Source organism: Polynucleobacter sp. AP-Titi-500A-B4 (assembly GCF_018688095.1).
Taxonomy (GTDB): domain Bacteria; phylum Pseudomonadota; class Gammaproteobacteria; order Burkholderiales; family Burkholderiaceae; genus Polynucleobacter.
Genome location: NZ_CP061311.1, coordinates 482,712 through 495,436, shown reverse-complemented (window position 1 = coordinate 495,436; position 12,725 = coordinate 482,712). Strand labels below are relative to the sequence as shown.

The 12,725-nt window shown below is 44.3% G+C and carries 15 protein-coding genes; 2 read left to right on the top strand and 13 right to left on the bottom strand.

The annotated features are described in order from the left end of the window. Positions 1 to 5: 5 nt before the first annotated feature. The 4 genes from FD968_RS02645 to FD968_RS02630 are packed head-to-tail and all read right to left on the bottom strand — an operon-like array spanning position 6 to position 2,326. Positions 6 to 881, bottom strand: a complete 876-nt coding sequence (locus tag FD968_RS02645; protein ID WP_215367243.1) for a fumarate hydratase — start codon at positions 879 to 881, stop codon at positions 6 to 8. A 10-nt stretch (positions 882 to 891) separates the two neighbouring features. Continuing rightward, entirely contained in the window at positions 892 to 1,251 is a 360-nt protein-coding gene (gene sdhC, locus FD968_RS02640; RefSeq protein ID WP_215367242.1) for a succinate dehydrogenase, cytochrome b556 subunit, read from the bottom strand. Further along, positions 1,248 to 1,598, bottom strand: coding sequence for a succinate dehydrogenase (locus FD968_RS02635; RefSeq protein ID WP_215367241.1), 351 nt, complete (start codon positions 1,596 to 1,598; stop codon positions 1,248 to 1,250). Before FD968_RS02635 ends, sdhC begins: the two co-directional genes overlap by 4 nt. Then, positions 1,595 to 2,326, bottom strand: coding sequence for a succinate dehydrogenase/fumarate reductase iron-sulfur subunit (locus FD968_RS02630; RefSeq protein ID WP_215367240.1), 732 nt, complete (start codon positions 2,324 to 2,326; stop codon positions 1,595 to 1,597). The genes FD968_RS02635 and FD968_RS02630 overlap by 4 nt, the downstream gene beginning before the upstream one ends. A gap of 82 nt (positions 2,327 to 2,408) precedes the next feature. On the opposite strand from FD968_RS02630, the gene FD968_RS02625 reads away from it, so the two are divergent. Beyond that, positions 2,409 to 3,284: a LysR family transcriptional regulator gene (locus FD968_RS02625; protein ID WP_215367239.1), complete on the top strand. Its 876-nt coding sequence runs from the start codon at positions 2,409 to 2,411 to the stop codon at positions 3,282 to 3,284. On the opposite strand, the gene FD968_RS02620 is transcribed toward FD968_RS02625, so the two are convergent. The 8 genes from FD968_RS02620 to FD968_RS02585 all read right to left on the bottom strand — a co-directional run bounded on the left by FD968_RS02620 (position 3,279) and on the right by FD968_RS02585 (position 10,930). Beyond that, a complete protein-coding gene (locus FD968_RS02620; RefSeq protein ID WP_215367238.1) occupies positions 3,279 to 4,427 on the bottom strand; it encodes an iron-containing alcohol dehydrogenase in 1,149 nt (382 codons plus the stop codon). The two genes, FD968_RS02625 and FD968_RS02620, sit on opposite strands and share 6 nt — an antisense overlap. Before the next feature lie 21 nt (positions 4,428 to 4,448). Further along, a complete protein-coding gene (locus FD968_RS02615) occupies positions 4,449 to 5,453 on the bottom strand; it encodes a galactitol-1-phosphate 5-dehydrogenase (protein ID WP_215367237.1) in 1,005 nt (334 codons plus the stop codon). 11 nt (positions 5,454 to 5,464) lie between these two features. Then, a complete protein-coding gene (locus tag FD968_RS02610) occupies positions 5,465 to 6,238 on the bottom strand; it encodes an SDR family NAD(P)-dependent oxidoreductase (protein WP_215367236.1) in 774 nt (257 codons plus the stop codon). Beyond that, positions 6,235 to 7,548: a histidinol dehydrogenase gene (gene hisD, locus FD968_RS02605; protein ID WP_215367235.1), complete on the bottom strand. Its 1,314-nt coding sequence runs from the start codon at positions 7,546 to 7,548 to the stop codon at positions 6,235 to 6,237. Before hisD ends, FD968_RS02610 begins: the two co-directional genes overlap by 4 nt. 82 nt (positions 7,549 to 7,630) lie before the next feature. Then, on the bottom strand, positions 7,631 to 8,695 hold the full coding sequence (locus FD968_RS02600) for an ABC transporter substrate-binding protein (protein ID WP_251367611.1): 1,065 nt from the start codon (positions 8,693 to 8,695) through the stop codon (positions 7,631 to 7,633). A gap of 31 nt (positions 8,696 to 8,726) precedes the next feature. Beyond that, complete coding sequence (locus FD968_RS02595) at positions 8,727 to 9,524, bottom strand: ABC transporter ATP-binding protein (protein WP_215367234.1); 798 nt, start codon at positions 9,522 to 9,524, stop codon at positions 8,727 to 8,729. A 3-nt stretch (positions 9,525 to 9,527) separates the two neighbouring features. Further along, on the bottom strand, positions 9,528 to 10,313 hold the full coding sequence (locus FD968_RS02590; RefSeq protein ID WP_215367233.1) for an ABC transporter permease: 786 nt from the start codon (positions 10,311 to 10,313) through the stop codon (positions 9,528 to 9,530). Then, positions 10,313 to 10,930 carry an ABC transporter permease gene (locus FD968_RS02585; protein ID WP_251367610.1) on the bottom strand — a complete coding sequence of 206 codons (618 nt, stop codon included), beginning with the start codon at positions 10,928 to 10,930 and terminating at the stop codon, positions 10,313 to 10,315. The genes FD968_RS02590 and FD968_RS02585 overlap by 1 nt, the downstream gene beginning before the upstream one ends. A gap of 257 nt (positions 10,931 to 11,187) precedes the next feature. On the opposite strand from FD968_RS02585, the gene FD968_RS02580 reads away from it, so the two are divergent. After that, positions 11,188 to 12,216 (top strand): LacI family DNA-binding transcriptional regulator, encoded by a 1,029-nt coding sequence (locus tag FD968_RS02580; protein WP_215367232.1) that lies wholly within the window; start codon positions 11,188 to 11,190, stop codon positions 12,214 to 12,216. Positions 12,217 to 12,380: 164 nt separating this feature from the next. On the opposite strand, the gene fdx is transcribed toward FD968_RS02580, so the two are convergent. Beyond that, positions 12,381 to 12,719, bottom strand: a complete 339-nt coding sequence (fdx, locus tag FD968_RS02575) for an ISC system 2Fe-2S type ferredoxin (protein ID WP_215367231.1) — start codon at positions 12,717 to 12,719, stop codon at positions 12,381 to 12,383. Positions 12,720 to 12,725: the final 6 nt, after the last annotated feature.

The window sequence follows — 12,725 nt, the reverse complement described above, 5'->3', positions numbered from 1 at the left end:
CCTTCCTAGAATCCGTAGGTCACGCCAGAAGGCGTAAAGGTTGCACGTGCTCTACGAGCGGAATGGCATTGCATATTGACTGCAACGGGATTCAAAGTAATGTGGGTATGAGCTAGCTCAACTTGAACCGCAAAAGCAGTTCCGTCACCACCGAGTCCTTGTGGACCAATGCCAAGCTGATTAACGGCGGCGCTGAGCTCTTTCTCTAACTTAGCACCCTCTTCATCACTACATACACTGCCTAATTCACGGGTTGCTGCACGTTTTGCCATAGCAACACATTGATCTGAGGTGCCACCAATCCCAACACCGACAATCGTTGGCGGGCAAGTCTTCCCGCCAGCAGAAACAACACTTTCAATCACAAACGCTTTAACCCCATTAATACCATCTGCAGGTATTGCCATTTTTAAAAAAGAATTATTTTCTGAACCGCTACCCTTTGGCACCATTTCAATCTCAACTGATTCTGATTTATCAAAAAAATCAATATGTATAGCTGGCATATCAATGCCACAAGAGGTGTGATTATTTTTGCGAGTAATTGGATGCACCACCGAAGATCTGAGTGGATACTCTTTAGTGGCGCGCTCACATCCTTTACGAATCGCCGCCTTTAAGGCCATGCCATCAAATTGCACATTGCTGCCAATCTTTACGTTATAGATCGGCAGACCTGTATCTTGGCAAAGGAGATTATCTTCACGCTCTGCTACCGAGATATTAGTAATCATAGTCTTCAAAACTACTTGAGCACGTGAATCTGTCTCCGCTTTATCTAGCTTATCAATACCAGCCTTAATATCATCAGGCAAAACCTTGAGGGCCCTAATGTAGAGCTCTTTGCAGGCCTCTTCCACTAAATTCATTTGTAATTGCATATCAACCTAATCAATTAGCGAAATATAGAAATAAAAGTCCGCACACAATCGCGAACAGGATGGAAACTTGAATCCAGCCCTTGCGTAAGCCCTTCCATGGCCCAAACTCGATCATCAACAGACGTATTCCGCCTGCCAAATGAACTGCCAGCAAAATAACCAAGGCCCACTCACCAAACTTAAATGCCCAAAAGTCAGTTAAAGCTAAGGATTTCTCAAAGCCCTCGGCTCCTCGTAAAGACTGAGACAGCATCAGAAAGTGCAGGGGTATAAAACATGCCAACAGCAAGCCAGAAAAGCGATGGCACGCATATGCAAAATAAGATAAGTGGCTTTTTGCACGGTAATCTAACTTTGGTCTGGAGCTCATATTTGACCTCCTGTAAAAACACCAACAACTGCAGCAGTGCCAAGAACCAAAATCAGCAGTGCCAGCATCCAAGCTAGAGGTTTAGCCAATTCACTCTTTGGGAAAGTCTCTTGCAAGATATTCGCTACACCGATTGGCGCGTGTACAAAACACGCTAGTACAAAAATTTCATAAAAAATAGCAAACAGCACATTGCCCTGGGTGCGGCCTAAAATCTCTTGCGCACTTAAACCACCTCTGATAGCGTAAAAAATAATGAGCAAATGAATCGCAACACAAATCCCAAGTACCATAGCGCTAATTCTTTGCGCATACCAAAGCTTTGCTTGCAATACGCCAGTGCTCATAGCTTGCCCCACTTACTTCCACGTACGGCAGCCCTAGCAACTAACTTTTTTAAACCAGCAATACTGGCAGTAGGCTCAATAGCCTTGGGGCAACGCTCAGTACAAGAGCCTTGTGTATGGCATGCGTGACAACCAGCATCACCTGCTACGGCACGCATACGATCTAACTGCTGAACATCTCTCACATCATTCGTTAATGTCCAAGCGCGATTGAGTGCAGCAGGTCCAAGATAATTAGGTCTTGACTCAACTACCTCACAGGAGGCATAGCAAACACCACAGCCGATACACTCAATCCCAGCATTGGCTAATTGACGCTCTTCAGAATCTGGCTCAACTTTTGCAAAGTCATCATGACGCGTTTGATTGCCTTTAAAAAATCCGACTGCGCCCTTCCATTTATTAAAAAACTCTCGCATATCTGTTGCGAGATCTTTAATGACCGGCAAGTTATTTAATGGGGCTATCTCTAATGAGTCTCCCTGAAGAATCTGAGATACGTGAGTACGACAAGTCCAGCGAGCTACGCCATTAACTGTCATGGCACAAGATCCGCACATACCCACTCTGCAAGCAAAGCGGTAACTCAAGGTGGGGTCAAGCTTTCTCTGGATGTAGGTAACGACATCCAAAACTGTTTGATTGGGGTTGCGTGGCACCAAGTATTCAACAAACCCCCCTTCTTGGGAGCCGCGCCATACCCTTACTTTCAGATCTGTATTTGACATGCCCTCATTATATTGATGGATAGTAAAAAATAAATCGAATTAATTTTTCTTTGAGATAAAGAAATTATTTATAATAATGCCCATGTCTAGCATTAAAACCCTAAAAAACTTCTTGGCGATTACCCGCCACAAGAGTGTGGCAGCTGCAGCCCGAGAAATTGGCCTCACCGCAGCGGCGGCTGGACAGCAATTACAACAACTGGAAAAAGAAATTGGTCTAGAGCTATTTGATCGGACGAAGCGCTCCCTCACCTTAAATACGCATGGAAGATCGCTAATCGAACCGATACAAGAAATTGTCGCTCGCTACGAGGCCCTTGGCTCAGATCTTAAATCCGATCTTAGCGGAACGATTGTTTTAGGTGCGCTGGTATCTACTCTCATGGGTGCGTTTGGAAAAACTTTAAATGAATTAAAGCAAAGCTTTCCCAGTCTTGAAGTGAAATTGATTGCCGGCTTATCAAGTGATTTCCTTGATCAAGTTTTAGAAGGTAGCCTCGATGCAGCAATTGTCACTGAGTCCCCATATGCATTACCCCAAAACGTACAATGGACTGAGCTATACAAAGAGCCCATGATCTTGATCAGTCCAGCAACTGCATCAAAACGAAAATCAAACGTGTCGTACGCAGATTCCAAACTGCCCTTCATTCGCTTTGAGCGCAATACTTGGACGGGCCATCTAGTTGACCAAACCATTAAGGCTAATAAACTTTCTATAGAAGAAGGTATGGAGCTCAATTCTGTCGAGGCTATTATTGAACTAGTGCGCCAAGGGCTTGGCTATTCGATCGTTCCAAAGTTAGCAAACATCTCCTGGGGGAATGATCGACAGCTCAACATTCAGGATCTACCTGGAAAAACAATCTATCGTAAGGTTGGACTTCTAGAGCGTAAGAAGCACGGGAGACAGAACATCACGCTAGCTATCAAGCAGCATTTCTTATCTAGCCTATAGGGCTTCACGATATAGCGTCGCAGCATCTTTCAGAGTAATTTCTCTGGGACTATTCATCAGCAATCGAGTTTGTAGCATCGCATCTTGTGCTAGCTGATCAATATCACGTTCTGTAATTCCTACCTCAAGCAACTTTTGCGGCAATCCCAACTCACCAGCAAGGCTACCGAGATAATCGGCCAACTGGGAGGCCTGCTCAATACTTGAACCTTTTAGCCCAGGCTTTATGATTTGACCAAGCTCTGCATACATCGAGTGAGCAACATCAATATTAAATCGTATTACCGGTGCCAGCATTAATGAGTTAGATAAACCGTGAGGCACATGGAATCTTGCTCCAATTGGATAGGCTAAGGCATGCACTCCAGCAACCGGTGCATTCGTAAATGCCATACCGGCTAAACAAGCACCAAGTAACATATTTTCACGAGCAACAATATCGTTTCCAAAATTGACTGCTTGGTGAAGGTTACCAGCCAATAATCTCAAAGACTCTTTAGCAACGCAGTCCGACATTGGGTTCTTCAAGCGCTTAGTAGTGAAAGCTTCAATTGCATGAACCATTGCATCTATTCCAGTTGCGGCGGTTACATGTGATGGCAGGCCGAGAGTTAATTCTGCATCGAGTATTGCCATGTCTGGCAAAAGATGTGGTGAAAGCACACCCTTTTTCTCGCTCTCACTGACCGTAACAACAGAACTTTGAGTCACCTCTGAGCCAGTACCTGCGGTAGTCGGCACTAAGATGAGAGGCAATCTTGGGCCTTTCGCCATGCCAATCCCATAGATATCTTCCAATCTTTCTTTTCCAGACGATAGGAGTGCAACCAACTTGGCAACATCCATTGAGCTACCACCCCCAAACCCAACGATATAGTCAGCATGACATTCTTGAGCCGCCAGCACTGCCTGATTGATTACCGGGATTGGTGGGTCAGCTTCAACATCTGAGAAGATTTGAACTGATAGCTGCAGCTCTTTAAATTGAGCTAATGCTCTATTTAGCAAGCCTGCAGCCAACACTCCAGGATCAGTAACAATCAATACCGATTTGCCGCCTCGCTCCTGAATCTTGCGTGCAAGATTGACTGAACTACCTCGCGCCACCAATATTGAATGGGTTGAGTAAAAGTCAAATTGCATAGCTCAGCATCCCGAGATAGATTAAAACGGTTTTAATAAAACTTTAGCTGCAGCAGTCTTTCCTGCATGCAAGTCGCTGAATGCCTGAGGACCTTCTTCCAGCGATCTCTTTTCAACCCATACAAGGTCACCAAAGGCATTGCGTGCAAGCAAATTTACAGTGGCTTGTAGATCTACCGTCGAATAGGTATAGGTGCCCAGCAGGGTAATCTCAGCAAGCGTAAGCTTTCTCATGTCAATTTCGCTAGCCCAATCCTGTAGGCCAACATGCATCATTACTCCGCCAGGTTTAACTGCACTTAAAGCCGAGTTTCGGGTTACTACAGCGCCGACACAATCCATCACAAACTCATAAGCATTTTCTGAAATCTTTTTATCAATCGGGTTGATTGTCTTACAGTCTACGTATTTTTCTATCGCTTTTCTACGCAAGGGATTCACTTCAGCAACCGTCAAGTCATCCACACCGTAATGCTTCAAGAGTAACGCTGATAACATTCCGATTGCACCTCCACCCAATATCAAAACACGGCACTCTTGAATCGGTCTTTGAAGTGCGCGCATTGATAAGTTAATGGCATGGACGGCTGTGGCAGCAGGCTCGGTTAACGCAGCCGCATCTAAACTTAAGCTCTCTGGAATAGCAATAAGTGAACTAGCGGGAATACTCATATACTCCGCAAAGGCGCCCGGTCTTGTCATCCCAACCATCGTACGATTAGCACACAAATTATTTCGGCCTTGCAAGCAATATTCACAATTGCCACATGTAATTAAAGGGTTCCCGGTAACTCTTTGACCCTTTGAAAACAATGGAGAGCTCATCTCCTCAACCGTGCCAGCAAATTCATGCCCTAAAACTAGGCCCGGCTTTCTTCTTGGGTCATGACCATGAAATGCATGCATATCACTTCCGCAGATTCCAACAGACTCGATTTTGAGAACCACCTCACCCTCATCTAAAGAAGGGTATGGACGTTCCATAATTTGCATTTCATTGGGCTGGGTATAAACCAAGGCTTTCATTATCTCGTTCCTTATGTAGCGGTATAACCACCATCCAACATGATGGTCTGTCCAGTAATGTATGCAGAGGCATCGCTAGCCAAAAAGATCGCCAGACCATAAATATCACTCAATTCTCCGTTGCGACCAATAGCTGTTTTTTCTGAGTGCATTTTGACTAAGTCAGGATTATTAAATACTGGTGCAGTCAGTGCTGTTGGAAAAAATCCTGGGCCAATTGCATTACAAGTAATCCCAAATTTTGACCACTCTTGAGCTATTGCCCTGGTTAACTGCAAAATACCGCCTTTGGCTGCACCATAAGGAGCGCTATTTGCAAATGCCCGATAACTTTGTAACGAAGCAATATTGATCACTCTTCCCCAGTTCCGAGACTTCATTTGGGGAGCAAGCGCTTGTGTCATAAAAAACGGCGCTGCTAACTGAACATTTAATTGTTCTTGCCAGCTCTGAGGAGAAACCTCGCCGAAGGGTTCTCGTAAATTAATACCTGCAGCATTAACTAAGATGTCCACCTTGCCAGTTTTACCTAAGACTCGAGTTGAAAGATCCTTGGCAACCTCTAAATCACTTAAATTAGCAACATAAGAGGAGACATTGACTCCCTGCTCTCTCATTCGCTCTTCGGCTTGCTTTAAAGGTCCCTCTCTGCGAGCGGCAATAATCACTTCGGCGCCAGACAAACCTAAGGCCATAGCAATTGCCTCTCCTAATCCGCTGCTACCACCAGTGATCAGAGCAGTTTTACCCTGCAGATTAAAAAGTTGATTCGCTAATGAACTCATACTTCAACAGGGCTTCCAAGATCAAATGTTTCATTGGGAAAGTATTTTTCAAGACGATCATCAGCAGTACGGGCATGCGCTTCCATTCCCTCGAGGCGACTAATTCTTGCAGTTACCAATGCCATCTCTTTACTGCCTTCACGCGTCATCTTCTGCCAAGTTAAGGTTTTCATAAATTTATGAACTGATAATCCACCCGAATATCTAGCGGCTCCTTTAGTTGGCAATACATGGTTTGGTCCGCTAGTCTTGTCGCCAAAAGCAACAGTGGTTTCCTCACCCAAAAACAAGGATCCGTAACAAGTTAGATTACTTAGCCACCAATCCAAATCTGTTGCATGAACCTCAAGATGCTCGCTAGCGTATTGATCAGAAACCTTAGCAAGCTCTTCTCGAGTGCTGCATACAATGACTTCTCCGTAATCACGCCAGGCACAAGCTGCTGCATCTTTAGCCGTTGGTGGCAATACATCAATCATCTGAGGAACCAGCTCCATCACCTCTTTAGCCAATTTCTCAGATGTTGTAAATAACCAAGCCGGGGATTCATGTCCATGTTCAGCCTGCCCTACTAGGTCGCTGGCAACGATTTTAGGATCTGCAGATTCATCTGCAATTACCGCAATCTCTGATGGACCGGCAAAAACATCTATTCCAACTTTGCCAAATAATGAACGCTTTGCCTCCGCAACAAATTTATTGCCAGGCCCAACCACAACGTCTGCTGGCTTCCCTGTAAAGAGACCATAGGCCATGGATGCAATCGCCTGCACCCCGCCAAGAGTCATGATGACATCTGCACCAGCTGCCTTAAAGGCATAAAGCACATATGGATGAATGCCACCACCACGAAATGGACTAGAACAAGCAATAATATTTTTGACGCCGGCAGCTTTTGCAGTTGCCACAGTCATATATGCTGAAGCAATATGTGCATATCTTCCAGACGGCGCATAACATCCCACCACATTTACCGGTAACACCTTTTGACCTGCTGTGACACCTGGATGCAATGTCGTTGAAAAATCACTAATACTTTTTTTCTGGGCTAGAGCAAAGTCAAATACTTGTTTGACAGCGAAATCGATATCTCTTTTTACCGAATCAGGCACATCCGCTAGAATTTTATTGATCGCAGACTCTGACATCACGATATCACCAGACCATTTATCAAGCTTTACGGCATATTCCTTTACGGCTGATTCACCATTTCGCTCAATGTTGGCCAGCATTTCAGTGACCACTTGTTGAGCTGTCGATGTCTCAGTTTCTGGAGTTTTAGCCGCCTTCTTCAAATAATTTATTGACATGTTTCTAACCCTATCTTTGTAAGCGCTTACAGCTTTAATCCAAAAAATGAGGTTGCCCCCATTTTTTGGATTTCTTTGTTAACTACTTCGTGTTATTTGCAAACTCACGCAACTTCTTATCAGCATTCACCATCTTCATGAACTCATCAGTGATGTATTCGTTTGCTGGCGGAATAGTTTGAATTGCTCCAGTTGATTGCATAAAGGCTGCAATCGCATTGAACCAACCATCAACTTGTGATGGGCCTTTAGAGCCATCCATAATCTTTAACTCTGTTGCTAAATCATAATTTGGACGGGTATCAAACTCTTTCTTCATTGAGGCCTCAGAAATAGTCACACCACCTTGCTCATAAAACTTCTTCATCATTGCAATGGCTTGGGGTTTGTTGGCATTCATCCACTTCCATGCGCGCAAGTAAATTGCTAAGAATTTAGCGACGTTCTGTGGATTTTCCTTTGCATAATCACCGCGAACAATTAAAGCGCCAGGTACAAATGCTCCTCCATCTTTGCCGCTACAAATAACCTTGGCACCAGCTTTTTCTTCTAGGGTATAAATATTTGGCGCCCATAAACCACCAAAGTCCGCATTCCCAGATGACATTGCAGAAATAATTTCGCCCTGGCCCATGTTTTTAATAACGACATCGGCTTTAGTTAAACCATATTTCTTAAGGCAAGACTGAACTGCATAGTCGCCTGTGGAGTTGCCTGTTAAAACAATAGTTTGTCCCTTTAAGGACTGTGGATTTGCCGTAAATGCCTCTGCTGCTTTCGGGGTAGCTAGTAATGCATTTCCAGCAGACTCATCGTTACTAAGGCCAATCGTTTTGATTCCGAAACGGACATAACCTAAGACGGCCGGTACCGAGCCCGTACCCCCCACATCCCAAGACTTGGAGGCAGACGCTGCGATTTGAGGAACACCTGCAGGGAAGGTACTAAATTCTGGCTTAAGACCCAACTCTCCCCACCAATTTTTTTCAGTTGCGACGAAGAACGGCAAGGCCCAATACAGAGCAGGCTGATAGCTCACCTTAATCTCCGTTAAAGCAGGCTTTGCTTGTGCTTGCACATTCCCGATGCTTGCTGCAGCAAGCATCGTTGCCCCTAAGATTCCAACCAATGACTTTTTAAATTTCATATCCGTCTCCTTCGTCTATTTCAAAAGTAAATCAATGATCAACACCCAGGTTTTGCTCCCTGAGTAATTTCCAAATATGACTACGTAACTGCACAAAAGAACTTAAATCCATTACATCTTCAATACGAGTGTATTGATCCCAACCTTCTTTCTCTCTAATCGGCTTAATTTCTATAACATCTCTAATCAAACCAGGCCTTCTAGACATTACAACGACACGATCCGCAAGGTACACAGCTTCCTCAACCGCATGGGTAATAAATAAAACCGTCTTCGGATTTTTACGGGCCAGTCTCACAAGCTCTTCTTGCATTACAACTCGTGTTTGCGCATCCAATGCCCCAAATGGTTCATCCATTAATAGGACCTCCGGCTCTAATACATAGGCTCGTGCAATAGCCACACGTTGCTGCATACCCCCCGATAATTGATGAGGGTAAGCCTGCTCATAACCCTCTAGACCCATTAAGGTGATTAAGCGGGCCGTCTTCTCCCTCTTATCCTCCGCGCTCATACTCAAAGACTTGAGTCCGAACTCAATGTTCTCCTGTACTGTTTTCCATGGGAATAATGCAAATTGTTGAAATACAACTGCGCGATCCGGTCCTGGACCCTTCACTTCTTTGCCGCCAACTAAAACACGCCCCTTACTTGGCATTTCCAGGCCCGCAACCATCCGCATACACGTTGTTTTACCGCAGCCAGATGGTCCAACAATAGCAACAAACTCCCTATCTTTTACACACAAGTCAATTCCGCCAACAGCTAGAAATTCTTTTCCACCCTGTTTAAAACTACGTTCTACGGATTCAAAAACAATATCTGCCATAACTCAAATTTCTTTATAGTGAACAGCCAGCTTTTCAGCCTGCCTTAAAAGTACATCAATTAATAAACCAATTAATCCAATTGCAATCATTCCACTCATAACAATATCGGTTTGAATACTTGCTTGACCCTTTACCATCATGTAACCAACACCGCTAGAAGCCACAATTAACTCTGCACCCACTAACGATTGCCAACCCAGCCCCGCTGAAATTCTGAGGCCAGCAATAATTGAGGGGATTGCCGCAGGAAATAACACTTCAGTCATCAAGCGAAACTTGCCGGCGCCCAGCATCTTTGCCGCTTCAAGATATTTTTTATCAACATGTATGGCACCACGATAAGTATTAATTAATACGGGCGGGAATGCGCCCATAAAGATTACCAATACTGGTCCGCCTATGCCGGTACCAAACCAAAGCGCTGCAAATGGAACCCAGGCAATAGGGGCTACAAAACGAATACTCTCAAAGAAAGGGGTAATCAGCTGGTTAGCGAACCTTGATAAGGCCATCAACAAACCCAATGGAACGCCGATCATGACAGCTAAAACAAAGCCATACAAAAAACGCTGAAAGCTGGAGGCGATATGGGCAAGTAAGGTATAGCCAGAGAATGGTTCATTGAGTAGATGAATAAACTTCAACAAGACCTGATGTGGCGCAGGAAGAAATTGCTTAGGAACAAAACCAAGAGCAACCGCTAGATACCAAAAACCAATAAAGCTAGCAAGACCTAAGCCAGTCCATAATATAAATTCACCTTGGTTTAAACGGTCGCGATTAACCATCAAGCTCTCCAAGGCATCGCATAGCGCTCAGCCTTTGCTAATAATTGCGTCATTAGCCATCCGGAAATTGCTACGCTCATCATGCCAACCAGAATCATTGCCGGATTAATATCTTGAGCAGCTTGGTTGAGTATTGAACCCAATCCTAAAGTAGCACCCACCAACTCGGCAGCAACCAAAGTAGTCCACGATGCCTGGAGTGAAAGTCTTAGACCAGTAAAGATCAGTGGTAGAGCGCCAGGTATTAAAACCTCTCTGTAATAGGCAAAGCGGCTAATCCCCAACATAGCCGCTGCTTCTCTTTGCGGCACCTCAATAGAGCGGACACCCGTGAAAGTATTAATAACAGCCGGTACAAACGCTGCCACGTAAATCACCATAACCTTAGCTGAGTTGCCGAGCCCCAGCCAAACAATCGCTAGCGGGATCCAAGCTAAAGGGGGAATTGGTCTTAAGGTTAAAAATATTGGGTTAACAAATGCTTCAATTTTCTTATTTGCGCCCATCAAAATACCAAGCAGGATGCCTAGGGATGATGAGACTAAAAATCCTGAAGTTACCAGCACCACGCTCTGAAGAATATGCTGATACAACTTGCCATTGCCGTAGCCTTGCACAGCAATAATTTTGAATGAATTCCACGTTTCAGTTGGCGATGGAAATCTTGCGCCCGAAATAATACCCGTCCACTCAGTTAACCCAAACCAAGCAAACAGAAGGATTGCACAAAACAGAAGGAGGGATAAAAACTTGCTAAAAATTTCTAATTCCTTATAGAATGACAGAAAATGTAAGCGCTTTCATTCTAACCACAAAATGGAAGCAAAATAAGCGGTGCAAACTCAAATTGACTAGGACTTTCCCTAAGGCCCACATGAAAAAAACGGTAGGATCAATCACGATTGACCATGTTGCATCCGCAGCAAAAGTCTCTACTGCCACCGTTTCTAGGGCCCTAAATAATCCAGATGCAGTTAGCTCTGAACTCAAAGAAAAAATTAGTAGTGTTATAAAAAAATTAGGGTACATACCCAATGCAGGAGCTCGCGCACTAATGCTCAAACGCTCTGGAACAATTGGCGCTATTGTCCCGACTCTTGATAATGCAATCTTTGCACAAGGCCTTGCAGAATTTCAACGTCAACTGAATGAATCTGGACGCCAACTTTTGGTAGCGAGTAGTAACTACGATCCTGAGATTGAAGCAAACCAAATAACCAATTTACTAACTAGAGGCGTTGAAGGTATTGCGCTATTTGGCGTTAGCCAACAGCGAGAAGCGCTAAAGCTACTGAAAACCCGCAATATTCCATACATACACGTGGGATCATTATCAGCACCTTATAACGGCTATGCCTCAGGCTTTGATAACCGAGAGGCAATCAAGCCTGGAGTTCAGCATCTACTCTCTCTTGGGCATAAACACTTTGGAATACTGGCAGGAATTACAACGCATAACGATCGTGCTAGAGACCGTGTAGACGGGGTTCTAGAGCTTTTAGCTGAGAAAAAAATTCAGGTTAAAAGCGACGTGATTGTTGAATGTGCTTATGGTCTACATGAAGCACGTCTCGGAATGAAAAAATTACTCCTCAATAATCCTAAAATTACTGCGATCATTTGCGGTCAAGACGTATTAGCGTTAGGAGCATTACTTGAAGCACAAAAGCAAGGGCTTCGAATTCCAAATGATCTATCCATTATTGGATTTGATGATCTAGAAATTTCTCAGCATCTCACACCAAGTCTGAGTACGATTCATATAGATGCAATTGGCATGTGGGCACAGGCAGCGAACCATCTAATCTCCCAAATTAATGGGGTAGACAATCTGCCTCGAAAAATTAAAGCCAGCGTCAATTTAGTTATTCGCGAATCGAGCTCAGTGCCGCCCAAGCGCTAAAAGCGAAAAAAGAAAAAGCCACCCCGAAGGATGGCTTAAAAGAAATCTATGGAGGTACTACGTAAAACAAACTACAGAATGAACAACTTCATAGTAGTCCTATCTGCGACAGCCTTTTGGGTCTAATGCTTTAATACTGAGCCCAATGCACCAACTTAGTGCGGCTAATGGTTCTCTTTAGCGTGATTAATAGAGTATTTGGGGATTTCAATCACCAAATCTTCTCTAGCAACAATGGCTTGGCAAGATAAACGGGACTGTGGGTTAAGGCCCCAAGCACGATCCAACATATCTTCTTCGTTCTCGTCTGGAGCATTTAGGCTGTTAAAACCCTCTTTCACAATCACGTGACAAGTGGTGCAAGCACAGACCATATCGCAAGCATGCTCAATCGGAATGTCATTTTCAAGAAGAGCTTCGCAAATTGACGTGCCTGGAGCGACTTCAACTACTGCGCCTTCTGGGCAATATTCACTATGGGGAAGAACAACAATTTGGGTCATGGCGTT